18 protein-coding genes are annotated in these 22,333 nt (G+C 72.2%); 9 read left to right on the top strand and 9 right to left on the bottom strand.

Annotated features, from left to right (window positions below; genetic code table 11):
* Positions 1-117: 117 nt before the first annotated feature.
* Positions 118-1,425, top strand: a complete 1,308-nt coding sequence (locus ACIRPX_RS14815) for a lipase family protein (protein WP_404193441.1) — start codon at positions 118-120, stop codon at positions 1,423-1,425.
* A 7-nt stretch (positions 1,426-1,432) separates the two neighbouring features.
* On the opposite strand, the gene ACIRPX_RS14820 is transcribed toward ACIRPX_RS14815, so the two are convergent.
* Positions 1,433-2,188, bottom strand: a complete 756-nt coding sequence (locus ACIRPX_RS14820; RefSeq protein ID WP_404193443.1) for an IclR family transcriptional regulator — start codon at positions 2,186-2,188, stop codon at positions 1,433-1,435.
* Between the two features lie 42 nt (positions 2,189-2,230).
* Positions 2,231-2,656 carry a MarR family winged helix-turn-helix transcriptional regulator gene (locus ACIRPX_RS14825; protein ID WP_404193628.1) on the bottom strand — a complete coding sequence of 142 codons (426 nt, stop codon included), beginning with the start codon at positions 2,654-2,656 and terminating at the stop codon, positions 2,231-2,233.
* 195 nt (positions 2,657-2,851) lie between these two features.
* Here ACIRPX_RS14825 and ACIRPX_RS14830 point away from each other — a divergent pair, with 195 nt between their 5' ends.
* The 4 genes from ACIRPX_RS14830 to ACIRPX_RS14845 are packed head-to-tail and all read left to right on the top strand — an operon-like array spanning position 2,852 to position 6,621.
* Positions 2,852-3,769: an SDR family NAD(P)-dependent oxidoreductase gene (locus ACIRPX_RS14830; protein WP_404193446.1), complete on the top strand. Its 918-nt coding sequence runs from the start codon at positions 2,852-2,854 to the stop codon at positions 3,767-3,769.
* Positions 3,769-4,644, top strand: coding sequence for an amidohydrolase family protein (locus ACIRPX_RS14835; RefSeq protein ID WP_404193631.1), 876 nt, complete (start codon positions 3,769-3,771; stop codon positions 4,642-4,644). Before ACIRPX_RS14830 ends, ACIRPX_RS14835 begins: the two co-directional genes overlap by 1 nt.
* Positions 4,645-4,654: 10 nt before the next feature.
* Positions 4,655-6,157: a long-chain fatty acid--CoA ligase gene (locus ACIRPX_RS14840; protein WP_404193449.1), complete on the top strand. Its 1,503-nt coding sequence runs from the start codon at positions 4,655-4,657 to the stop codon at positions 6,155-6,157.
* A gap of 8 nt (positions 6,158-6,165) precedes the next feature.
* Positions 6,166-6,621: a MaoC family dehydratase gene (locus ACIRPX_RS14845; protein ID WP_404193452.1), complete on the top strand. Its 456-nt coding sequence runs from the start codon at positions 6,166-6,168 to the stop codon at positions 6,619-6,621.
* On the opposite strand, the gene ACIRPX_RS14850 is transcribed toward ACIRPX_RS14845, so the two are convergent.
* The 7 genes from ACIRPX_RS14850 to ACIRPX_RS14880 all read right to left on the bottom strand — a co-directional run bounded on the left by ACIRPX_RS14850 (position 6,612) and on the right by ACIRPX_RS14880 (position 15,656).
* On the bottom strand, positions 6,612-7,442 hold the full coding sequence (locus ACIRPX_RS14850; RefSeq protein ID WP_404193455.1) for a PaaX family transcriptional regulator C-terminal domain-containing protein: 831 nt from the start codon (positions 7,440-7,442) through the stop codon (positions 6,612-6,614). The genes ACIRPX_RS14845 and ACIRPX_RS14850 overlap by 10 nt on opposite strands.
* A 24-nt stretch (positions 7,443-7,466) precedes the next feature.
* On the bottom strand, positions 7,467-8,318 hold the full coding sequence (locus ACIRPX_RS14855; protein WP_404193458.1) for a hypothetical protein: 852 nt from the start codon (positions 8,316-8,318) through the stop codon (positions 7,467-7,469).
* A gap of 182 nt (positions 8,319-8,500) precedes the next feature.
* Complete coding sequence (locus tag ACIRPX_RS14860; RefSeq protein WP_404193460.1) at positions 8,501-11,449, bottom strand: glycoside hydrolase family 2 TIM barrel-domain containing protein; 2,949 nt, start codon at positions 11,447-11,449, stop codon at positions 8,501-8,503.
* Positions 11,446-12,309, bottom strand: coding sequence for a carbohydrate ABC transporter permease (locus ACIRPX_RS14865; protein ID WP_404193463.1), 864 nt, complete (start codon positions 12,307-12,309; stop codon positions 11,446-11,448). Before ACIRPX_RS14865 ends, ACIRPX_RS14860 begins: the two co-directional genes overlap by 4 nt.
* A gap of 14 nt (positions 12,310-12,323) precedes the next feature.
* Positions 12,324-13,280 (bottom strand): carbohydrate ABC transporter permease, encoded by a 957-nt coding sequence (locus ACIRPX_RS14870; protein WP_404193465.1) that lies wholly within the window; start codon positions 13,278-13,280, stop codon positions 12,324-12,326.
* Entirely contained in the window at positions 13,280-14,566 is a 1,287-nt protein-coding gene (locus ACIRPX_RS14875; RefSeq protein WP_404193468.1) for an ABC transporter substrate-binding protein, read from the bottom strand. The genes ACIRPX_RS14870 and ACIRPX_RS14875 overlap by 1 nt, the downstream gene beginning before the upstream one ends.
* A gap of 70 nt (positions 14,567-14,636) precedes the next feature.
* On the bottom strand, positions 14,637-15,656 hold the full coding sequence (locus ACIRPX_RS14880) for a carbohydrate kinase family protein (protein ID WP_404193471.1): 1,020 nt from the start codon (positions 15,654-15,656) through the stop codon (positions 14,637-14,639).
* Between the two features lie 126 nt (positions 15,657-15,782).
* Here ACIRPX_RS14880 and ACIRPX_RS14885 point away from each other — a divergent pair, with 126 nt between their 5' ends.
* The 4 genes from ACIRPX_RS14885 to ACIRPX_RS14900 all read left to right on the top strand — a co-directional run bounded on the left by ACIRPX_RS14885 (position 15,783) and on the right by ACIRPX_RS14900 (position 22,242).
* On the top strand, positions 15,783-16,547 hold the full coding sequence (locus tag ACIRPX_RS14885) for a DeoR/GlpR family DNA-binding transcription regulator (RefSeq protein ID WP_404193473.1): 765 nt from the start codon (positions 15,783-15,785) through the stop codon (positions 16,545-16,547).
* Positions 16,544-17,881 (top strand): 6-phospho-beta-glucosidase, encoded by a 1,338-nt coding sequence (locus ACIRPX_RS14890; RefSeq protein ID WP_404193476.1) that lies wholly within the window; start codon positions 16,544-16,546, stop codon positions 17,879-17,881. The genes ACIRPX_RS14885 and ACIRPX_RS14890 overlap by 4 nt, the downstream gene beginning before the upstream one ends.
* A gap of 65 nt (positions 17,882-17,946) precedes the next feature.
* Positions 17,947-20,988: an alpha-mannosidase gene (locus ACIRPX_RS14895; RefSeq protein ID WP_404193478.1), complete on the top strand. Its 3,042-nt coding sequence runs from the start codon at positions 17,947-17,949 to the stop codon at positions 20,986-20,988.
* A 3-nt stretch (positions 20,989-20,991) separates the two neighbouring features.
* Complete coding sequence (locus tag ACIRPX_RS14900; protein ID WP_404193481.1) at positions 20,992-22,242, top strand: alpha-L-fucosidase; 1,251 nt, start codon at positions 20,992-20,994, stop codon at positions 22,240-22,242.
* The last annotated feature ends 91 nt before the right edge of the window (positions 22,243-22,333 follow it).

Genomic DNA, 22,333 nt, shown 5'->3' on the forward strand with positions numbered 1-22,333 from the left:
CAGTCAGCGGCGCGCAATGGACACCCCCTGTTTTGTCGGCCCTGAACTAGCAGCGCTTACCTACGGGTCCGTAACCTCGCGGCTCCCGTCACCACGCAGAAGGGACGCTTCGAGGTGATGAAGCACAGCGCGAGGAAGAGGACGAGGAAGCGGCACCCCCGCAGGGCCGCGCTCGTCGCGGCCGGGGTCCTGCTGGGCGGCCTGCTCGCCGTCCCGGCCGTGACCGCGACGGCCGGCACGGGCGGCGGGTGCGCCGACTCCGACGCCGCGATCTACCGGCCCCCGGTGAGCGCCGCGGCCGCGCCGGGCGAGGTCGTCTCCTGCCGGACGGCCGACTCCCTGCCGATGATCGGCGACGGCACGCCGGTCCGTGCCTGGAAGGTGCAGTACGGCTCCACCGACGGCCACGACAGGAAGGACACCGTCGCCGGAACGGTGATCGTGCCCCGCGAGGCGTGGCGGGGGCCGGGCGAACGGCCCCTGGTCGCCTTCGTGCCCGGCACCCTCGGCATCGGCCCGCAGTGCGCCTTCTCCAGACAGCTCACCGGCGCCTACCAGGACGCCTACGAGGGCCCGAACCTCGCCGCCCTGCTCAAGGCGGGTTTCGCCGTCGCGGCGACCGACGGCGCCGGCTACCTCGACGGCCAGGTGCATCCGTACGTCTCGGGCGCCGACGCCGGGCACGCGGTCCTGGACATGGTGCGGGCCGCGTCCAGACTGCCCGGCAGCGGGGTCGGCCCGGACACCGGGGTGGGGATCTGGGGCTACTCCGAGGGCGGCTCCGGAAGTCTGTGGGCCGCGCAGCTCGCCGCCTCGTACGCGCCGGAGCTGAAGGTGGTGGGGGTCGCGTCCGGCGGTGTGCCCGGCGATCTGCGGCAGGTCGGCACCGCCCTCGACGGCGGGCCGTTCGCCGGATTCCTCGTCGACGCCGTGATCGGCATGGCGGTGACCCACCCGGACATGCCCTTCGGCTCGCTCCTGAACGGCACCGGCCGCCAGGCGGTCGAGGACGCCGAGTCGCTGTGCGCGGTCGGCACGGTCGTGCGCTTCGCGGGCGCCCAGGTGCGGAACTACACCGGGGACGGGCTGACCCTGGAGCAGCTCTTCGCCCTGCGCGGACCCGACGGCACCAGCTGGGGCCAGATCGTCGACACCGACAAACTCGGCGTGGGGGTGGGCACTCCGGGCTCCGGGGCGCGCTACGAGATCGGCTTCCCGGTCCTGCAGTACCGCGGCCTCCTCGACGAGGTGATCCCGGCCGAAGCCGCCCGGAGCACGCGGCGGGCGTACTGCGACGCGGGGATCACCACCCGGTGGGTGTCGTACGCGGGCGACCACCTCACCGGCGATCCGCAGTCGATCACCGACGCGGTGAACTGGCTGGCCGGCCGCTTCACGGGCAGGCCGCCCGGCGGCAACTGCTGAGCGGGCCTCACGGCGGGCTCGCGGGGCGCCAGCCCATCGCCCGCGAGATACCCAGCGCCGCGAGCCGCACGGCGGGCGCCAGGACCGGTACCTGCGCGTCGGCCTGCGGCACCACCACCGACACCGCGGCGACCACGGCCCCGCCCCGGCCGCGCACCGGGGCCGCCACCGACAGGGCGTCGTCGGTCACCTGACGGCTGCTCACGGCGACCCCGGTGTGCCGCACCTCGGCCAGCACCCGGCGCAGCCGCGCCGGGTCGGTGATGGTGTACGGCGTGAAGGAGGCGAGCGTGCCCGCGCAGTACCGCTCCTGGAACTCCGGATCGCCGTGCGCCAGCAGGACGAGCCCGACGCCGGTGGCGTGCAGCGGCCAGCGGGCGCCGACGCGGATGTGCACCCCGACCGCGGAGCGCCCCGAGATCCACTCGGTGTAGACGACCTCGGCGCCGTCCTGCACCGCGAGCTGCACGTTCTCGTGGGTCGCCTCGTACAGGTCCTCCAGGTACGGCAGGGCGAGCTGGCGCAGCGCGAGTCCGCGCGGGGCGAGCGCCGCGATCTCCCACAGCCGGAGCCCGACGTGGTAGACGCCGGAACCGTCCCGCTCCAGGGCGCCCCAGTCGGTGAGCGCGCCCACGAGCCGGTGCGCGGTGGTGAGGCTCAGCCCGGCCCGCCGGCTGATGTCCGTCAGTGACAGCGCCGGATGCTCGTGGTCGAAGGCGGCGAGCACGGCCAGCAGCCGGTCGGGCGCGGTGGGGGTGTTCACGGCGGGCGTCCTTCCGGCGGGCCGGGGGCGGGGGCGGCGGCGTCAGGCCAGTCCGTCCTCGGCGATCCGCAGCAGCAGCGCGTGCAGCGCCGCGCGCTCGGCCGGCTCCAGCGGGCCGAGCAGGTCGTTCGTCACCCGCAGGCCCGCCTCGTCGGTGTCGCGCAGGAAGGCGCGGCCCTCGTCGGTGAGGGCGACGATGCGGCTGCGGCGGTCGTCGGGGGAGGGACGGCGCTCGGCGAAGCCCAGCTTCTCCAGGTCGTCGACCAGGCCGACGATCGCGCTCGGGTCGTAACCGAGACGGGTGCTCAGCTCGCGCTGCAGCGCGCCCTCGGAGGTGGCCAGGAAGCGCAGGACGGCGTAGTGGCGCAGGCGCAGCCCGGACTCCTGGAGGAAGGTGTTGAACAGCTGACCGGAGCGCAGGCCCAGGCGGTACAGGAGATAGCCCGTGTCCGCGTGGAGCCCGCGCATCCACGGCTCGTCCGCGTCGATGGGCTGCGGGGCGGCGTGCTGGCGTGTGATGGCTGGCTCCCTGGGCTCGGTGCGTGGTGGAGATTCCAGCATGCCGCACCCGTGGGTCGCCAACAACTATTGACGTCAACAATTATTGCTCTTAGCTTCGATCTCGCAGTCGCACCCAGCACGCCGAAGTGAAGGGATCCACCCGTGCCCAGCATCGATCTCACCGGCCAGGCCGCCGTCGTCACCGGCAGCGGCCGGGGCCTCGGCCTCGCCTACGCGCACGCCCTGGCCGCCCACGGCGCGTCCGTGGTCGTCAACGACGTCGACGAGGCCGTGGCCGAGGCGGCCGTGAAGTCCATCACCGAGGCGGGCGGCAACGCCGTCGCCGAGGTGGTCCCGGTCGGCACGCGTGAGGCCGCCGACCGGCTGGTGGCCCGCTCGGTCGAGGCGTTCGGCCGGCTCGACGTCCTGGTCACCAACGCCGGAATCCTGCGCGACAAGGTGCTGTGGAAGATGACCGACGACGACTTCGACGCGGTCGTCACCACCCACCTCAGGGGCACCTTCACCTGCGCCCGCGCCGCCGCCGTCCGCCTGCGCGAGCAGGGCGAGGGCGGCACGCTGATCCTGGTCGGCTCCCCGGCCGGCCAGCGCGGCAACTTCGGGCAGACCAACTACGCGGCCGCCAAGGCCGGCATCGCCGCGATGGCCCGCACCTGGTCGATGGAGCTGAGCCGCGCGCAGATCACCGTCAACGCGATCGTGCCGGTCGCCGCGACCGCGATGACCGAGACCATCCCCGCCTTCGCCCCGTACGTCGAGGCCATGCGTGGGGGCACGCCGCTGCCGGGCTTCCTGCGCAGGGGCGAGGGCTTCGGCACCCCCGAGGACTGCGCGGCCCTGGTGCCCTTCCTCGCCTCCGGGGCCGCCCGGGGCATCACCGGCCAGGCCATCGGCATCGGCGGCGACAAGGTGGCACTCTGGTCCCACCCGCAGGAGATCAGGGCGGCGTACGCCGACGGCGGCTGGACCCCGGACACCCTGGCCGACGCCTTCCCGACGGCCGTGGGGGCCGAGCTCCAGACGGTCGGCATCCCCGCGCCCAGGATTCCGGAGGCGTGATGGACATCCAGGACCTGGTCGCGATCGACGTCCACACCCACGCGGAGGTCTCCTCCAAGGGCCACTCCTCGCTCGACGACGACCTGCACGACGCCTCCTCCGCCTACTTCAAGGTCGAGGGCAGGCGGAAGCCCACCCTGGAGGAGACGGCCGCCTACTACCGCGAGCGGAGGATGGCCGCGGTGATCTTCACGGTGGACGCCGAGTCGGCGACGGGCACCGCGCCCGTACCCAACGAGGAGGTGGCCGAGGCCGCCGCCGCCAACGCCGACGTCCTCATCCCCTTCGCCTCCGTCGACCCCTTCCGCGGGAAGGCGGGCGTACGGCAGGCGCGGCGCCTGGTCGAGGAGTACGGCGTGCGCGGCTTCAAGTTCCACCCGAGCATCCAGGGCTTCTTCCCCGACGACCGCGCGGTGGCGTACGGCCTCTACGAGGTGATCGAGGAGACGGGCACCATCGCCCTCTTCCACACCGGCCAGACCGGCATCGGCGCCGGCGTCCCCGGCGGAGGCGGCATCCGGCTGAAGTACTCCAACCCGCTGCACGTCGACGACGTCGCCGCCGACTTCCCGCACCTGAAGATCATCCTGGCGCATCCGTCCTTCCCCTGGCAGGACGAGGCGCTCGCTGTCGCCACCCACAAGCCGGGCGTGCACATCGACCTGTCCGGCTGGTCGCCGAAGTACTTCCCGCCGCAGCTCGTGCAGTACGCCAACACGCTGCTGAAGGACAAGGTCCTCTTCGGCTCCGACTTCCCCGTCCTCACCCCCGACCGCTGGCTCCGCGACTTCGAGCAGCTGTCGATCAAGGACGAGGTGAAGCCGAAGATCCTCAAGGAGAACGCCGCCCGGCTGCTCGGGCTGACCAAGCCGTAAGGGACCCCAGATGCGCAATGAGGGACTCGGGTCATGGCCCGCACGCCGGGCCCGCAAGACCCCGCACCGCACCGCCCTGATCCACGGCGGCACCGCGCTCACGTACGCGCAGCTCCACGACCGCACCACCCGCCTCGCCCACGCGCTGCGCGCCCGCGGCATCCGGCGCGGCGACCGCATCGCCTACCTCGGCCCGAACCACCCCTCCTATCTGGAGACCCTGTTCGCGGCGGGCACGCTCGGCGCGGTCTTCGTCCCGCTCAACACCCGGCTCGCGGGCCCGGAGATCGGCTTCCAGCTCGCCGACTCCGGGGCGAAGGCACTGGTCCACGGCCCCGCGCACACCGGCCTGGTGGCCGGGCTGCCGGGCGACACCGACGTGCGGACGTACGTCGAAGTCGGCCCCGCCTACGAGGAGTTGACGGCCGCGGCCGCGGCCGAGCCGATCGACGAACCGGTCACCCCCGACGACACCTGCATCATCATGTACACCTCGGGGACCACCGGCCGCCCCAAGGGCGCGATGCTCACCCACGGCAACCTCACCTGGAACGCGCTCAACGTCCTGGTCGACACCGACCTGATCGCCGACGAACGCGCCCTGGTCAGCGCGCCGTTGTTCCACACGGCCGGCCTGAACATGCTGACGCTGCCGGTGCTGCTCAAGGGCGGCAGCTGCGTCCTGGTGGAGGCCTTCGACCCCGAGGCGACCTTCGACCTGGTCGAACGGCACCGGATCACCTTCATGTTCGGGGTGCCGACCATGTTCGAGCAGGTGGCCCGGCACCCGCGCTGGCCGGACGCGGACCTGTCCAGTCTGCGCATCCTCACCTGCGGCGGCTCCCCGGTCCCCACACCGCTGATCGCCGCCTACCAGGAACGGGGCCTGACCTTCCTCCAGGGCTACGGCATGACCGAGGCGTCCCCCGGCACGCTCTTCCTGGACGCCGAGCACGCGGTGAGCAAGGCGGGTTCGGCCGGCGTCCCGCACTTCTTCAGCGACGTCCGCGTCGTACGGCCGGACCTCACACCGGTCGAGGCCGGCGAGACCGGCGAGGTCGTCGTCCGCGGGCCGCACGTCATGCCCGGCTACTGGGGGCTGCCCGAGGAGACGGCCGCCTCCTTCGTGGACGGCTGGTTCCGCAGCGGGGACGCGGCCCGGGTCGACGAGGACGGCTACGTCCACATCGTCGACCGCATCAAGGACGTGATCATCTCCGGTGGCGAGAACATCTACCCGGCCGAGATCGAGGACCTGCTGCTGGCCCACCCGGACATCGTCGAGTGCGCGGTCATCGGCGTGCCGGACGACACGTGGGGCGAGGTGCCGCGCGCGGTCGTCGTCCCGCGCGAGGGCGCCGCGCTCGACCCCGACGAGGTGCTGGCCTCCCTGTCCGGCCGCCTCGCCAGGTACAAGATCCCGAAGTCGGTGGTGCCGGCGGACGCCCTGCCGCGCACCGCCTCCGGGAAGCTCCTCAAGTCCCGTGTCCGCAACCGGTACGGCAACAGCTAAGGAACTCCATGAGCATCACCGTCAACGGCATCGACGAACTCAGGAAGCTCGCGGGCAGCGAGCTCGGCACCGGTGAGTGGATCGAGGTCACCCAGGAGCGGATCGACACCTTCGCCGACGCCACCGGCGACCACCAGTGGATCCACGTGGACCCCGAGAAGGCCGCCGAAGGCCCCTTCGGCGCGCCGATCGCCCACGGCTACCTCACCCTGTCCCTCTTCATCCCCCTGTTCACCGGGCTGCTGGACGTCCAGGGCGTCACGACGAAGGTCAACTACGGCCTGAACAAGGTCCGTTTCCCCGCGCCGGTGAAGGCCGGCTCCCGCATCCGTCTCGCCGCCCGGCTCGCCGCGGTCGAGGACGTGCCGGGCGGGGTGCAGATCACCGTGGACGGCACGATCGAGATCGAGGGCGGCACCAAGCCGGCCGCCGTCCTGCAGAGCCTGTCGCGCTTCTACGCCTGACCGGGGCGGACCGGCACCAGGTCGAGAAGGCGTCGCGCGGCCTCGCGCGCGAGCGGGGTGAGTCCGTCGTGCACCGTCCGGAACGTCTTCTCGGCCCGCTCCGCCGGCCAGTCGTCCGGCAGGTGCTTGACCGGCAGGCGCGGGTCGCCGCGGATGATCCGCAGCCACTCCGTCTGCAGCCGCAGCCGCAGCACGAGGGCGTCCTCGGGCTCCGGCTGCGGGCTCTCCCGGCCCTGCCAGCGCTGCGCGAACTCCTCGTATCGTGAGGCCAGTTCGGGCAGCTGCCAGGTCTCCTCGATCATCGCGCCGATGTCCATGCCGACGTCGGCGTGCGCGCGGAAGACCTTCACATGGGCGGACAGGCCGAGTTCGGCGACGAGCTCCGCCACGTCGACCTCGCCCGGCGCGATCCACAGGCCGCTGAACAGCGGGCCGAAGCCGCTCCAGGTCAGTTTGGAGCGCAGGTCGTGCCGCTGCCGCTGCCAGGACTCGGGGAGCGAGAAGCCGAGCAGGGTCCAGGTGCCGTCCCAGTCGCGGTTGACCGCGCCGGTGTGCCAGATGCGCCGCTCCCCGTCGCGCAGCACGGCCCGCGCGTGCTCCGTCAGGCCGAAGTACATCCTGCGGCCCTCACGCTGGCGGCGCAGCAGCCCGCGGTTGACCATCCGGGTCAGGGTCGAGCGGGTCGCCTGCTCGCCGACTCCGGCGCGCTCGAACACGTCGATCACGCTGCCCGAGTACACGCAGACGTCCCGCCCGAGCACCTGGTCGCCCAGGAACGTCAGCAGCAGGGACTGGGGCCGCAACGACTCCTCACCTGTCATGCGGCCACCGTACGTCGTCCCCGGTCAGCTCGTCGTCCGCCGGTACGTGTACACCGTCGTCGCCAGGGCGCACACCCCCGGCGGGACGACCTCCGCCCGCAGGGTGCCGCTGCGCACGTCGTAGTCGACGCCCTCCGCCTCGAACGTGCCGTCCTTGCAGATGCTCTGCTGGGGGAGGCCGAACAGGGCCTGCACGGAGCCGGTGACCGGCTGCCCGTCCAGCTGGTGCGGCAGGTCGACCTGGAGCAGGGGGCGGCTGACCGGGAAGAGCTGACGCGACGCGTCGTCCGAGGCGCACACCAGGCGGGTGTCCGTCACGAAGTCGCAGCCCTGGATGTCGCGCACCGGCCTGTCCAGGGTGATCTGCCAGACCTCCGCGAGCCGGCCGCCGTGCCGCGGGGTGGACGGGTTCAGCAGGGGAGCGGGGAAGACCTGGAGCCGGTTCTGGTCGCCCCACTCGCCCGACACCAGCCACTGCGCGTCGGGCGACACGGCGGCGAAGGAGTTGTTGGCCTTCTCGCCGGGGTCGAGCGGGTGCACGTACTCGTAGCGCTTCCCGGCGGGCGTGGTGACCGCGAACAGCTTCGACGTGGCCGTGTCGGCGCCCTGGTAGGCGTCGAAGGTGTAGCCGCGGGCGACGTCCGGGTCACCGACGTGGTTCCAGCCCTGGATTCTCAGGCTCAGCGGGATGTCCGCGAGACCGCGGTACAGCACGGAGCCGTCGGCGCGGCTCGCCGGGCCCTGCCCGCCGCCCAGCGTGTCGGTGTACGACGTACCGGACTGCGCCCAGTGCGGCTCCCCGGAGGCGAAGGCGTTCGGGGCGCCGAGGGCCAGGGCGGAGGTCAGTGCGGCCGGAGCAACGAGGTGACGCTTCATCAGGCACCTGCCACGTCCTGGAAGATGAGGTGCGAATCGAACCACGTATCGGCCCACGGGTCACCGTCGCCGCCGGCGGTCGCGGAGTTGAGCGGGGGCTCCGCAGGCCGTCCACGGACACGCGCGGACACGCGCCCGGCGGGGGCGACCGGTGTTCCGTGAACGGCAGGGCGGCCGGGGGATCAGGAACCGGTGGAAGCGCGTGCGGGGATCCGGAGCAGGCGCAGCGTCCAGCTCCAGCGGTGGACGCCCGGGCGGATCAGGTACGAGGCGGAGGTGTCGGGGCCGCAGGACGCCGTGCCCAGGCCCCGGTGCGCCGCGTCGAGGTGCACGACGCACCCGGGGCGCGGCACCAGTTCGTCGTGGTGCGCGGCGGCGGTGAGGTCCTCGGCACGGAACCGGGTCACCGAGACCTGGCGCGGCTCGTCCAGCTCGACCGCGAGACCCGTCGCGTCCGGCGCGGACAGCGTGAAGCGCCGCACGCCGTGCCGGCCGCCGCTCTCCTGCGGCCGCAGATAGGGGGTGAACAACGCGTCGACGGGCAGGGCATGGTGGCCGACGGGGGCGCCCGCACTGCGGTCGGGATACGACTCCCACGGCCCCTGCCCGAACCACTCCAGCAGGTCCAGGCCCCGCGCCGTCTCGAAGACCGTGCCGACCCGCGCCACGTCGTCGAACTCCTCGGGCAGCTCCGCCTCCTCGCCGACCAGGATGCCGCCCTCGACCGGGGTGAGCACCTGCCGGTGCCGTACGACGCCGGCCGCCGCGGCGTACTCGGCGTCCACGGTGACCCGGCCGCCGTCCCGGCGTACCGAGACCGCCTTGCGGACCAGGGCGTCGAGCCCCCACGCCCGCCAGCGCCGGGCCGTGCCGCCGAGCTCGTCGTTGTCGGTGGGCGCCCGCCACAGGCACAGCGTGGGGCCGGCGGTCAGCAGGGGATGGAGCAGCAGGCCCTCGTCGTCGACCCGTACCACGCCCTCCACCGGGACGTCCCCGGACACGGAGGGACCGCGCAGCCGCACCTGCGGCACGCACACCTCCGTCCCGCGCGGCGCCCAGGGCAGGTCCTCGGCCGTGCTCACCCGCAGCGTCAGCCAGGCCTCCCCGCCGTCGCGCGGCACCGCGAACGGCAGCGGCACGGCGGCCGTCTCGCCCGGCCGCAGCGCGGGCAGTTCGGCCGGCGCGGTCAGCGTGCGGCCGTCGGCCAGGGACAGCTCCCAGGTGCCGGAGAGCCACTCCAGGCCGCGGAAGTGCTGGTGGTTGCCGAGCACGATGCCCTCGTGCCGCCGGCACTCGATGCGTAGGGGAGCCGCGATCTCCCGGTGCTCGTACAGGACGGGCTTCGGGGTGCGGTCGGGCAGGACGACCCCGTCGGCGACGAACGCGCCGTCGTGGATCGTCTCGCCGAAGTCGCCGCCGTAGGCCCAGCGGTGGCCGGGCGCGGTGACACCGTTGCCGTACTGCCCGGCCCCCGCGCGCCCGGCAGGTCTGCCGTCGCTCACGCGCTGCAGGATTCCGTGGTCCCAGAACTCCCAGATGAATCCGCCCTGAAGGCCCGGCGTGGACTCGATGGCCGCCCAGTGGTCCGCCAGGGTCCCGTTGCTGTTGCCCATCGCGTGGCTGTACTCGCACTGGATGAGGGGCCTGGTCTGGCGGCCCGAGAGGGCGTGGGCGACGCAGTCCTCGATCGGCGCGTACATGGGGCAGGCGATGTCGGAGGCGTCGCCGGTGGCCGCCCAGTCGAGTTTGGCGGCGCCTTCGTACTGGATCGGCCGGGCCGGGTCGTGTCGGCGCACCCAGCCCGCCGCCGCGTCGTGGTTCGCGCCGTAGTCGGACTCGTTGCCCAGCGACCAGACGATGACCGAGGGGTGGTTCTTGTCCCGCAGCACCGTCCGCGAGACGCGGTCCACGAAGGCGTTGAGGTAGCGCGGGTCGTCGGCGATCTCGTGGGCGTGGTCGTGGGACTCGATGTCCGCCTCGTCGACGACGTAGAGGCCGAGGGCGTCGGCGAGGTCGTAGAGGGCCGGGTCGGCCGGGTAGTGGGAGGTGCGGATCGCGTTGAAGCCGAAGCGCTTGAGCAGGGTCAGCTCCGCGCGCAGGTCGTCGTGCGTCACCGTGCGGCCGGTCAGCGGGTGGAAGTCGTGCCGGTTGACGCCGCGGACGAACACGCGCTCGCCGTTGATCAGCAGGTCCCGGCCGGCGATCTCGACGTCGCGGAAGCCGACGCGGTGGCGGGAGGTGTCGGCGACGGTGCCGTCCGGGCGGTGCAGGCGGACGGTGAGGTCGTACAGCTCGGGCGTCTCGGCGGTCCAGGTGCGCACCCCGGGCACGGTGGCCTGCACGCGGGCCTCGCCGAGGAAGGCGGAGACCCGTTCGTCCTCGGCGTTGCGGCGGTCGAACTCCGTGTCCTGGGTCAGGAGCCGGCCGTCCAGGTCGGCGCTCACGTGCCATCCGGCGGGCAGGGCGCCCCGTGCGTCGCGCACGCGGCAGTCGACGCGCAGTGCGCCGTCGTACCCGGCGCGCACCGTCACGTCGGCCAGGTGCAGGGGATCGGTCGCGTACAGCAGCACCGACCGTGTGATGCCCCCGTGCCACCAGTGGTCCTGGTCCTCGACGTGCGAGGCGTCCGACCACTTCACCACGGTCAGCCGCAGCACGGACCGCTCACCGGCGCGTACCACGCCGGTGAGGTCGAACTCGGCGGCCAGGTGGGAGTCCTTGGAGATGCCGACGGGCCGCCCGTCGACGTGCACGAGGAGCACGCTCTCGGCGGCGCCGACCTGGAGCACGATCCGGCGCCCGGACCAGTCGGCGGGCACGTCCACCTCGCGCTCGTGGACCCCCGTCGGGTTGGCGGCGGGGGAGCCGGGCGGGAACTCGGCGAACGGCATGCGGACGTTGGTGTACGACGGCAGGTCGTCCGTGTCCTGGAGGGTCCAGGCGCCGGGGACGTACACCGTGGACCACACGCCGCCGAGCGGCGCGTCGGGCGCGGGCAGCAGCTGGAAGCGCCAGTCGCCGTCCAGGCAGAGGGCTCCGGAACGCCGGTCGACGGCGTTCGCCGCGAGCCGCCCCCAGGAGGTCACCTCGGGTGCCTCCCAGGGGCGCAGCGCGAGCAGCGGGTCGGTCAACGGATGGCTCCCTTGCCGAGGTCGCCGATGATCTGCCGGGCGCCGATCGCGAAGACGATCAGCAGGGGGAGGAGGGCGAGCAGGGCGCCCGTCATGACCATTCCGTAGTCGGTGGTGCCGTGGACGCCGTTGAGCTGGGACAGCGCGACCTGGAGGGTGACGTTGTCGGGGTTGGTGAGGGCGACCAGGGGCCAGGCGTAGTCGTTCCACTGGCCCATGAAGGTGAAGATGCCGAGGAAGGCCAGGCCCGGCCGGACCACCGGGAGGGCCACGTGCCAGTACTGGCGCAGGAAGTTCGCGCCGTCGATGCGCGAGGCGTCCAGCAGCTCGTCGTGGATGGCGCTCCTCATGTACTGGCGCATCCAGAAGATGCCGAAGGCGTTGGCCGCCGCCGGCACGATCAGCGCCGTCATGGAGCCGATCCAGCCGATCTTCGCCATCATCACGAACTGCGGGATGATCGCCATCTGCGTCGGCACCATGAAGATCGCCATCAGCAGGGCGAACAGCACCCCGCGGCCCGGGAAGCTGAACTTGGCGAAGACGAACGCGGCCAGCGAGTCGAAGAACAGGACCAGGAAGGTCACCGAGCCCGCCACCAGCAGCGAGTTGAGCATCGAGCCGAAGAAGTCGATGTTGTCGAAGAGGCTGCGCACGTTCTGCAGGAAGTGCGAGCCGGGCAGCAGCTTGGGCGGGTAGGAGAAGATCTCGCCGGAGGTGTGGGTCGACATGATGACGGCCCAGTAGAACGGGAAGGCCGACAGCAGCAGTCCGGCGACGAGGACGGCGTGCAGCGCGATGCCCCGGTCGCGGGTTCCCTTGATGCCCCGGGGGCGCCTGGTGTGCTGGAGGGATGCCATGGCGTTGCGGCCTCCTAGTCTTCGCCCCGGCGCTGCACCAGCCGCCAGTTGATGATCGAGAAGATGACGACGACGAGGAAGATCCCCCACGCCACGGCGGCGCCGTAGCCGAAGTCGTTGTTGTCGAAGGTCTGCTGGAAGAAGTAGAGGACCATCGTGCGGCCCGCGTGACCCGGACCCCCGGAGAACGTGGAGTCGTTGGAGGTGTTCTGCAGCAGCACCTGCGCCTCGGTGAAGCTCTGCAGGCCGGTCACCGTCGAGACCACGAGCACGAACAGCAGCGTCGGCCGCAGCATCGGCAGCGTGATCCGGAAGAAGGTCTGCACGGGGTTCGCGCCGTCCACCCGCGCCGCCTCGTAGAGCTCGCCCGGGACGGTCTGCAGGCCGGCGAGGAAGATGATCGCGTTGTAGCCGGTCCACTGCCACGTCATCAGCGTCGCGATGGCGACCTTGATGCCCCAGGGCGTGTTCAGCCACGCCACCTGGTCCAGGCCCACCGCCTGCAACAGGGCGTTCACCAGGCCGAAGTTGGTGGAGAAGACCGAGCCGAAGACGATGGCGATCGCGACGACGGAGGTGACGTTGGGCAGGAAGTAGGCGAAGCGGTAGCCGTTCTTGAAGCGGACCGCCGAGTTGAGCAGCACGGCCGTGACCATCGCCAGGAAGATCATGGGGAAGGTGGCCAGCGCCCAGATCAGCAGCGTGTTGCCGATGGAGCTCCAGAAGTCGCTGTCGCTCAGCAGGTACCGGTACTGCGACAGGCCGGCCCACTCCATGGAGCCGAGGCCGTCCCAGCGGTGGAAGGAGAGATAGAGCGAGAAGCCGACGGGGACCAGGCCGAAGGCGAGGAAGAGGAGGTAGAAGGGGGAGATCGCGGCGTAGAGGTGCCAGTACCTGCGGAATCCCGAACGGGGTCCGGCGGTCGAGGTCCGCTCCGCGATGACGGGAGGCTTCTCCAGGGCGGTGGCCATCAGTAGCTCACCCCCAGGTGCTTCGCGATGCGCCGGCACTTGCTCATGGCGTCACTCCAGGCCTGGTCCGGGTCCTTGCCGAGGACGCCGACGTTCTTGATCTCGTCCTTGACGGGCTGCCCGAGCGCCACGTCGTACGGGCTGTTGTAGGCGACCACGATCTTCTGCGCGGCCGGCCCGAATACGTCCGTGGTCACCTGGCCGCCGAAGAACGGGTCGGGCTCGCGCAGTTGCCTCAGGCCGTAGGAGGCGGGCGTGGAGGGGAACAGGCCCGCGTCGACGTAACCCGAGGCCTGGTTGGCCGCGTTGAGCATCCACGCGATGATCTCGAAGGCCCGCTCGGGCTCCCGGCACGCCTTGGTGACCGACAGGAACGAGCCGCCGTTGTTGGACGGCCGCACCGGCATGTCGGCGATCCGCCACCTGCCCTTGGTCCTCGGGTTGCCGTTCTTGATGTCGTACGTCGCCCAGGAGGCGCCGAGCTGGCTGGGGAGCTTGCCCGTGTCCACCGCGGAGATCTGGTCCGGGGTGCCGGTGACGAGGTCGGAGACGATGCCGCGCCGCTTGGCCTCCACGGCGAGCGCCCAGGCGTGGCGCACGTGCTCCTGGTCGCCGATGAAGTGGCGGTCCTTGTCGACGTAGCGTCTGCTGCCCTGCTGCACGATGTTCTCGAAGACGCTGTTGACGTCGGTGAGCAGCGAGGTCCCGCGGATCCGCTTCCGCAGCCGCTCGCCGGCCGCGAAGAACTTCTCCCAGGTGTTCAACTCGGCCGAGACGTCGGCTGGTTCGTAGGGCAGCCCGGCCTTCCGGAACACCTCGTACTGGTAGAAGTGCGCCACCGGGCCGCAGTCGATGGGGAAGCCGACCATGGTGCCGTCGTCGGCGATGCCCTGCTGCCACTTCCACGGCAGGTACCGGGACTCGTACTTCTGCGCGCCGAGGGTGCGCAGGTCCACGAACTGGTCGGCGTCGGGCAGATAGGACGCCATGTCCTCGCCCTTGAGGCCCGCGATGTCGGGGACGTGGGCACGGCCGGTGAGTGTGGTGATCAGCTTGGACCGGTAGTAGCCGCCGATCTTGATGGCCCTGAGGTCCACCGTGGCGTCGTAACGGGCCCTGGCCTTCTTCAGGACCGTGTCGCCGAGGCCGCCGTCCCAGTACCACAGGACCATGTTCCGGCCGGTCGAGCCGGCCGGTACGGCACAGCCGGACGTCAGGCCGCCGAGGGCCGTGGCGGCCGTACCGGCCAGGCCCGCGCGCAGCAGGCCTCTTCGTGAGAGCCGCACAGCTCCCACCGCCTTTCGGTTCTTTTCCGTATGTCGTACGAGAGGGGTGTCATGAAAGGGGGCACGGGGGTCACAGCGGCCGCGCGGGCGGTGTGACGGGGGCGTAGCGGAGCGGCGGGCCGACGTCGGCGGGCATCCGGTCCCTGAGGAAGCCGTACGCGCGCCGCAGGCCGGGGTCGGTCAGGGTGCGCCACCAGCGGTCGACGCCGTACCAGCCGGGGGCGGCGAGGGCGCCGCCGTGGTGGCGGACGGACAGTCCCGCCGCGAGCACGGCGAAGCGCAGTCTCTCCTCCAGCGGCCAGCCGCCGAGACTGGCCGCGACGAAGCTCGCGCCGAACACGTCGCCGGCGCCGGTGGCGTCCACGACGTCGACGTCCAGGGCCGCGACCTCGGCGTACTCGCCGGTGGTCTGATCGACGGCGACCGCGCCGTCCCGGCCGCGGGTGACCACGGCCACCGGCACCAGCTCGGCGAGCGTGCCGAGGGCCGCGACCGCGCTGCCGGTGCGGGTGTAGGCCATCGCCTCGGTCTCGTTGGGGAGGAAGGCGTGGCACAGGGCGAGCTGGTCCAGCAGGTCCCGGGACCACTCCTGGGCGGGGTCCCAGCCGACGTCGGCGTAGATCCGCGTGCCGTTCGCGGCGGCCTTGGCGAGCCAGGCGCGCGGCTCCGCCTCCAGGTGGACGAGGGCGGTGCGCGCCTCGGGCGGGTCGCCCATCAGCGCGTCCTGGGAGTACGGGGGCTCCTGGCCGTGCGTGACCAGGGCCCGGTCGTGCCCGGTGGCCAGCGAGACGGTGACGGGGGTGGGCCAGCCGTCCGCGGTGCGGGAGAGCGAGAGGCCGACGTGCTCCTGGCCGCCGATGACCTCACGGCAGTACGCGCCGTAGAAGTCGTCACCGAAGACCGTGGCCAGCGAGGTGCGCAGGCCGAAGCGGGACGCGGCCACCGCGAGGTTCGCGATGCCGCCCGGGCCGCAGCCCATGCCGGCCGTCCAGACCTCCTCGCCCGGCGTCGGCGGCTTCCCGAGCCCCGTGAGGACGAGGTCGTAGAAGAGCAGCCCGGTCAGCAGCACCTCGGGCCTGTCGTCGTCCACGCGCAGCCTCTCGTCAAAACTCGTCAATTTCGATGACGGGAATCGTGCGCCGCTCTGCGAGATTGGTCAATACCCAAGCAGAACTGAGCATAGAAATGATTGAAGATGACGAGTAGTGTTCATGGCGTGCTGGCTGAACGACGACATCAACTCATCCTGCGGGCCCTGCGCTCCGGCGGCCCCGCATCCGTGACCGACCTCTCCGAGAAGCTGGACGTGAGTCCCGCCACGATCAGGCGCGACCTGGTCAAACTGGAGGAGGACGGGCTGCTCACCCGTGTGCACGGCGGCGCCGTCGTGGAGGAGGGCGACCAGCCCTTCGCCGAGGTGGCCGAGGTGCGCGTGGCCGAGAAGGACGCGATAGCCGCGCGCGCCGCGGCGATGGTCGCGGACGGCCAGTCGGTGCTGCTCGACATCGGCACCACCGCCTACCGGCTCGCCCGCCGGCTGCACGGCCGCCGCCTCACCGTGATCACCAGCAACCTGGTGGTCTACGAGGAGCTCGCCGACGACGAGGGCATCGAGCTGGTGCTGCTCGGCGGCATGGTCCGCCGCGAGTACCGCTCCCTGGTCGGCTTCCTCACCGAGGACAATCTGCGCCAGCTGCACGCGGACTGGCTCTTCCTGGGTACCAGTGGAGTGCGCCCGGGTGGGCAGGTGATGGACACGACGGTCGTCGAGGTGCCGGTCAAGCGCGCCATGATCAAGGCGAGCGACAGGGTCGTGCTGCTCGCGGACGCGGCGAAGTTCCCGGGTACGGGGATGGCGAAGGTCTGCGGACCCGGGGACCTGGACGTGGTGGTGACGAACGCGCAGGTCGACCCGGCGACCCGCTCCTCCCTGGAGGAGGCGGGCGTCGAGGTGGTCCTGGCAGGAAAGGTGCAGGGGTGAAGCTGACGATTCTGGGCGGCGGCGGGTTCCGGGTGCCGCTCGTGTACGGCGCACTGCTGACGGACCACGCCGAGGGGCGGGTCACCGAGGTGGTGCTGCACGACCTGGACGCCGGCCGGCTCGGCGCGGTCGCCCGGGTCCTGGCGGAGCAGGCGGCGGGCCGTCCCGACGCCCCCACGGTGACCGCCACCACCGACCTGGACGCGGCCCTGCGCGGTGCCGACTTCGTCTTCTCCGCGATCCGCGTCGGCGGTCTGGAGGGCCGGGCGGACGACGAGCGCGTGGCGCTGGCGGAGGGCGTCCTCGGCCAGGAGACCGTCGGCGCGGGCGGTATCGCCTACGGCCTGCGCACCGTCCCGGTCGCCGTCGACATCGCCCGGCGCGTGGCCCGCCTCGCGCCCGGCGCCTGGGTCATCAACTTCACCAACCCGGCGGGCCTGGTCACCGAGGCCATGTCCCGTCACCTCGGCGACCGCGTCATCGGCATCTGCGACTCCCCGGTCGGACTCGGCCGCCGTATCGCCCGCGTCCTCGGCGGCAACCCGAAGGAGGCGTGGATCGACTACGTCGGCCTCAACCACCTCGGCTGGGTGCGCGGCCTGCACATCGCCGGCCGCGACGAACTGCCGCGGCTGCTCGCCGACCCCGACCTGCTCGGCTCCTTCGAGGAGGGCAAGCTCTTCGGGGTGGACTGGCTGCAGTCCCTCGGCGCGATCCCCAACGAGTACCTGCACTACTACTACTTCAACCGCGAGGCGGTGCGCGCCTACCAGCGGGCCGAGAAGACCCGCGGCGCCTTCCTGCGCGACCAGCAGGCCCGTTTCTACGAGGAGATGGGCGACCCCGGCGCCCGGGCGCTGGCCGCCTGGGACCGCACTCGCGCCGAGCGCGAGGCGACGTACATGGCCGAGAACCGGGAGAGCGCGGGCGCCGGCGAGCGCGACGCCGACGATCTCTCCGGCGGCTACGAGAAGGTCGCCCTCGCCCTGATGCGGGCCATCGCCCGCGACGAGCGCACCACGCTGATCCTCAACGTGCGCAACCGCGCCACCCTGTCGGTGCTCGACGGCGAGGCCGTCATCGAGGTCCCGTGCCTGGTCGACGCCAACGGCGCCCATCCGGTCACCGTCGCCCCGCTGCCCGACCACGCCACCGGCCTGGTCTGCGCGGTCAAGGCGGTCGAACGCGAGGTGCTGGCCGCCGCCGAGTCCGGCTCCCGGTCGACGGCGGTGAAGGCGTTCGCGCTGCATCCGCTCGTCGACTCCGTGAACGTGGCCCGGCGGCTGGTCGAGGGCTACACGGACGTCCACCCGGGCCTTTCCTACCTGAAGTAAGCTTCGGGCGGAAAGCGCTTTCTCCACTGCGCTCCCCGCCCCGCCGCCCTCTCTGGAGACCTCTCATGCACGACGAACGCCGCCGGATCGAGGAGCGCGCCGAGCGCCTCCACGACCAGCGCATCAAGCCCGCGCTCTATGCGGCCACCGTTCCCCTGACGGTCGAGGCCTGGCAGGCGCCGGGCGAGCCGGTCCCGTTCGAGGAGGCCGCGGCCGCCCCCTACGGGCCCTTCGCGACGGACACCCCCTGGGGCCCGCCCTGGGGCACCACCTGGTTCCGCATGCGGGGGCGGGTGCCCGCCGAGTGGGCCGGCCGGCGCGTCGAGACGGTCATCGACCTCGGCTTCGTCGGCGACTGGCCGGGCAACCAGGCCGAGGGGCTGGTCCACCTCGCCGACGGGACGCCGCTGAAGGCGGTCAACCCGCTCAACCAGTACGTCCCGGTCGCGAACCCGGCGGCGGGCGGCGAGGAGATCCACTACCTGGTCGAGGCCGCCTCCAACCCCGACATCCTGGCGAACGGCTTCGCCGCGCCCACTCCCCTGGGGGACGTGCTCACCGCCGGCGACAAGCCGCTCTACACCTTCAGGCGCGCCGACCTGGCCGTCCTCGACGAGGAGGTCTTCCACCTCGACCTGGACCTCCAGGTGCTGCGCGAGCTCATGGTCCACCTCGGCGCGCACGAGCCGCGCCGCCACGAGATCCTGCACGCCCTGGACCGCGCCATGGACGTCCTCGACCTGGACGACGTCGCCGGCAGCGCGGCCGCCGTCCGCGAGGTGCTCGCGCCGGTCCTGGCCAAGCCCGCGCACGCCAGCGCGCACACGGTCTCCGGCGTCGGCCACGCGCACATCGACTCCGCCTGGCTGTGGCCCATCCGCGAGACCAAGCGCAAGACGTCCCGCACCTTCTCCAACGTCACCGCGCTCGCCGACGAGTACGAGGAGTTCATCTTCGCCTGCTCGCAGGCCCAGCAGTACGAGTGGGTGCGCGACAACCACCCGCAGGTGTGGGAGCGGATCAAGAAGTCCGTCGCCAAGGGCCAGTGGGCGCCGGTCGGCGGCATGTGGGTGGAGTCCGACGGCAACCTCCCCGGCGGCGAGGCGATCGCCCGCCAGCTGGTCCACGGGAAGCGGTTCTTCATCGAGCACTTCGGCATCGAGACCAAGGGCGTCTGGCTGCCCGACTCCTTCGGCTACAACGCCGCCTACCCGCAGCTCGCCAAGCTGGCCGGCAACGAGTGGTTCCTCACCCAGAAGATCTCCTGGAACCAGACCAACACCTTCCCGCACCACACCTTCTGGTGGGAGGGCATCGACGGCACCCGCATCTTCACCCACTTCCCGCCGGTCGACACCTACAACGCCCGGTTCAGCGGCGAGGAGATGGACCGCGCGGTGCGCAACTACGCGGAGAAGGGCGCCGGCACCCGCTCGCTCGCCCCGTTCGGCTGGGGCGACGGCGGTGGCGGCCCCACCCGCGAGATCCTGGAGCGGGCGCGCCGGCTCGCCGACCTGGAGGGCTCGCCCAGGGTCGTCGTCGAGCACCCCGACACCTTCTTCGCCAAGGCCCGCGAGGAGTACCCGGACGCCCCGGTCTGGAACGGCGAGCTCTACCTGGAGCTGCACCGCGCCACCTACACCTCCCAGGCCCGCACCAAGCAGGGCAACCGCCGCAGCGAACACCTGCTGCGCGAGGCCGAGCTGTGGGCGACGACGGCCGCGCTGCACGCACCCGGCTACGCCTACCCGTACGAGAAGCTGGACCGGCTGTGGAAGACGGTGCTGCTGCACCAGTTCCACGACATCCTGCCGGGCTCCTCCATCGCCTGGGTGCACCGCGAGGCGGAGGCCGAGTACGCGCGCGTGGCAGGGGAGCTGGAGGCGCTGACGGCGGAGGCGATCGCCGCGCCGGGCGGCGGCGGACCCCGGGTGTTCAACACCAGCCCGTACGCCCGCGCCGAGGTGGTCCGCACGCCCGAGGGCGCGCCCGCCTACGTGCGCGTGCCCGCGAGCGGCAGCGCGCCGCTCGCCGCCGCCGAGCCGCCGCGGCCGGTGACCGTCGAGGGCCGCGTCCTCGAAAACGGCCTGGTCCGGGTCGAGGTGGCCGAGGACGGCACCCTGTCGTCCGTGTTCGACCTGCGGGCGCACCGCGAGGTCCTCGCCGGCCCCGGCAACGTGCTGCGCCTGCACACCGACCTGCCCAACTACTGGGACGCCTGGGACATCGACAAGCACTACCGCAACCGCTACACCGACCTGCGCCGGGCCGAGGCGGTCACGGTGACCGAGGCGGACCCGCTGGTCGGCTCGATCCGGGTCGAGCGTGCCTTCGGCAAGGGGTCGAGGATCACCCAGACGATCACGCTGCGGGCCGGCAGCCCCCGAATCGACTTCGAGACGGACATCGACTGGCACGAGGCCGAGAAGATCCTCAAGGCGGGCTTCCCGGTGGACGTCCGGGCGCCGCACTCCTCCGCGGAGATCCAGTTCGGGCACGTCCAGCGGCCCACGCACACCAACACCAGCTGGGAGGCGGCCCGTTTCGAGGTCTCCGGCCACCGCTGGGTGCACGTGGCCGAGCCCGGCTACGGCGTCGCGGTCGTCAACGACTCGACCTACGGCCACGACGTGACCCGCACCGTGCGCGAGGACGGCGGGACCACGACCCGGGTCAGCCTCAGCCTGGTCCGCGCCCCGCGCGTGCCGGACCCGGAGGCCGACCAGGGCCGCCACCGCTTCGTGTACTCCCTGCTGCCGGGGGCGAGCATCGAGGACGCCGTCGCCGAGGGCTACGCGCTCAACCTGCCGCTGCGGGTGGCGGACGCGGCGGGCGCGCCGGAGCCGGTGGTCTCGGTGGACGGCGAGGGCGTGACCGTGGAGGCCGTGAAGCTCGCCGACGACGCCTCCGGCGATGTGGTGGTACGGCTCTACGAGTCCCGCGGCGGCCGCGGCCAGGGCGTGCTGCGCACCGGCTTCCCGCTGGCCGGCGCCCGGGTGACGGACCTGCTGGAGCGCCCGCTGGCGGACGCGGAGGTCGTCGACGGCGGCGTCCCCGTCACCCTGCGGCCGTTCCAGATCCTGACACTGCGGCTGCGGAGGGGCTGACCCATGGCGATACAACCCTGGTTCACCGACGCCAAGCTGGGGATCTTCGTGCACTGGGGCATCTACGCCGTCGACGGCGTCCAGGAGTCCTGGTCGTTCTACGACGACGTCGTGCCGCACGACCGGTACATGTCCCAGCTGCGCCGCTTCACGGGCGCCAGGTACGACCCCAGGGCCTGGGCGGACCTGTTCGCCCGCGCCGGCGCCCGCTACGCCGTGCTGACGAGCCGTCACCACGACGGCGTGGCCCTGTGGGACACCCGCTACGGCGCCCTCGGCCTCGGCGAGGACTACCTGGGCCCCTATGCCGAGGCCCTGCGGGAGAAGGGTCTCAAGGTCGGCCTCTACTACTCCCACTCCGACTGGAACCACCCCGACTACGCCTCCACCCGCAAGCCGGGCCGTCCGCCGGAGCTGGAGGACAACCCCTACTCCGAGTGCGCGGCCGAGGACGAGGACCTGGCGGCCTGGGGGCGGTTCCTCGCCTACCGGGACGGCCAGGTGGGGGAGCTGGCCGACCGCTACCGGCCGGATCTGATGTGGTTCGACGGCGAGTGGGAGCGCAGTGAGGAGCAGTGGCGCATCCCCGAACTCGCCGCGCTGGTCCGCTCGTACGTGCCGGACGTCGTCTTCAACGCGCGCATGCTCGGCGAGGGCGACTACGCCACCCCCGAGCAGGGTGCCCCGATCGTGCCGCCCGACGGTCCGTGGGAGCTGTGCCTGACGATCAACGACTCGTGGGGTTTCCAGCACCACGACCACCACCACAAGTCGCTCGCGCAGCTCGTGCGCCACTTCACCGAGACCATCGGCGCGGGCGGCAACCTGCTCCTGGACGTCGGCCCGAGGGAGGACGGCACCATCCCCGAGCCGCAGGCCGAGCGCCTGGAGGGGCTGGGGGAGTGGATCCGCCGGCACGCGGACGCGGTGTACGGGACGGTGCGCGGGCTCCCGGCCGGGCACCACTACGGGCCGAGCACCCTGTCGGCCGACCGGCGCACCCTCCACCTCGTCCTGTTCGACGCCCCGCGCGCCGCGGTCGGCGTCCGCGGCCTGGCCACGGCGGTCCGCAGGGTCACCGTGCTCGGCACCGGCACCGAGCTCTCCCACGAGGTCGTCGGCGGCCTGCACGACGCGGTCGGCGTGCTGTGGATCGATCCGCCGGCCGCGGCCGACCTCGATCCGTACGCCACCGTGCTCGCCGTCGAACTGGACGGCGAGCTGGAACTGTACCGGGGCTCGGGACGACCGTGATTTCCATCGAAAATTAAGAGTGCGGTAAGTCACCTGGTCACGGGCGCTTCGGCGAGGCCCGTGACCTGTGCCGTTCCCCTGCGCGACACCT

The organism is Streptomyces sp. NPDC101225, assembly GCF_044767585.1.
Classification (GTDB): Bacteria; Actinomycetota; Actinomycetes; order Streptomycetales; family Streptomycetaceae; genus Streptomyces.

Coding starts and splice junctions, on each gene's coding strand:
- ACIRPX_RS14900 (WP_404193481.1), top strand. CDS start 20,992: ATGGCGATACAACCCTGGTTCACCGACGCCAAGCTGGGGATCTTCGTG.
- ACIRPX_RS14815 (WP_404193441.1), top strand. CDS start 118: ATGAAGCACAGCGCGAGGAAGAGGACGAGGAAGCGGCACCCCCGCAGG.
- ACIRPX_RS14825 (WP_404193628.1), bottom strand. CDS start 2,656: ATGCGCGGGCTCCACGCGGACACGGGCTATCTCCTGTACCGCCTGGGC.
- ACIRPX_RS14845 (WP_404193452.1), top strand. CDS start 6,166: ATGAGCATCACCGTCAACGGCATCGACGAACTCAGGAAGCTCGCGGGC.
- ACIRPX_RS14895 (WP_404193478.1), top strand. CDS start 17,947: ATGCACGACGAACGCCGCCGGATCGAGGAGCGCGCCGAGCGCCTCCAC.
- ACIRPX_RS14850 (WP_404193455.1), bottom strand. CDS start 7,442: ATGACAGGTGAGGAGTCGTTGCGGCCCCAGTCCCTGCTGCTGACGTTC.
- ACIRPX_RS14865 (WP_404193463.1), bottom strand. CDS start 12,309: ATGGCATCCCTCCAGCACACCAGGCGCCCCCGGGGCATCAAGGGAACC.
- ACIRPX_RS14840 (WP_404193449.1), top strand. CDS start 4,655: ATGCGCAATGAGGGACTCGGGTCATGGCCCGCACGCCGGGCCCGCAAG.
- ACIRPX_RS14870 (WP_404193465.1), bottom strand. CDS start 13,280: ATGGCCACCGCCCTGGAGAAGCCTCCCGTCATCGCGGAGCGGACCTCG.
- ACIRPX_RS14835 (WP_404193631.1), top strand. CDS start 3,769: ATGGACATCCAGGACCTGGTCGCGATCGACGTCCACACCCACGCGGAG.
- ACIRPX_RS14855 (WP_404193458.1), bottom strand. CDS start 8,318: ATGAAGCGTCACCTCGTTGCTCCGGCCGCACTGACCTCCGCCCTGGCC.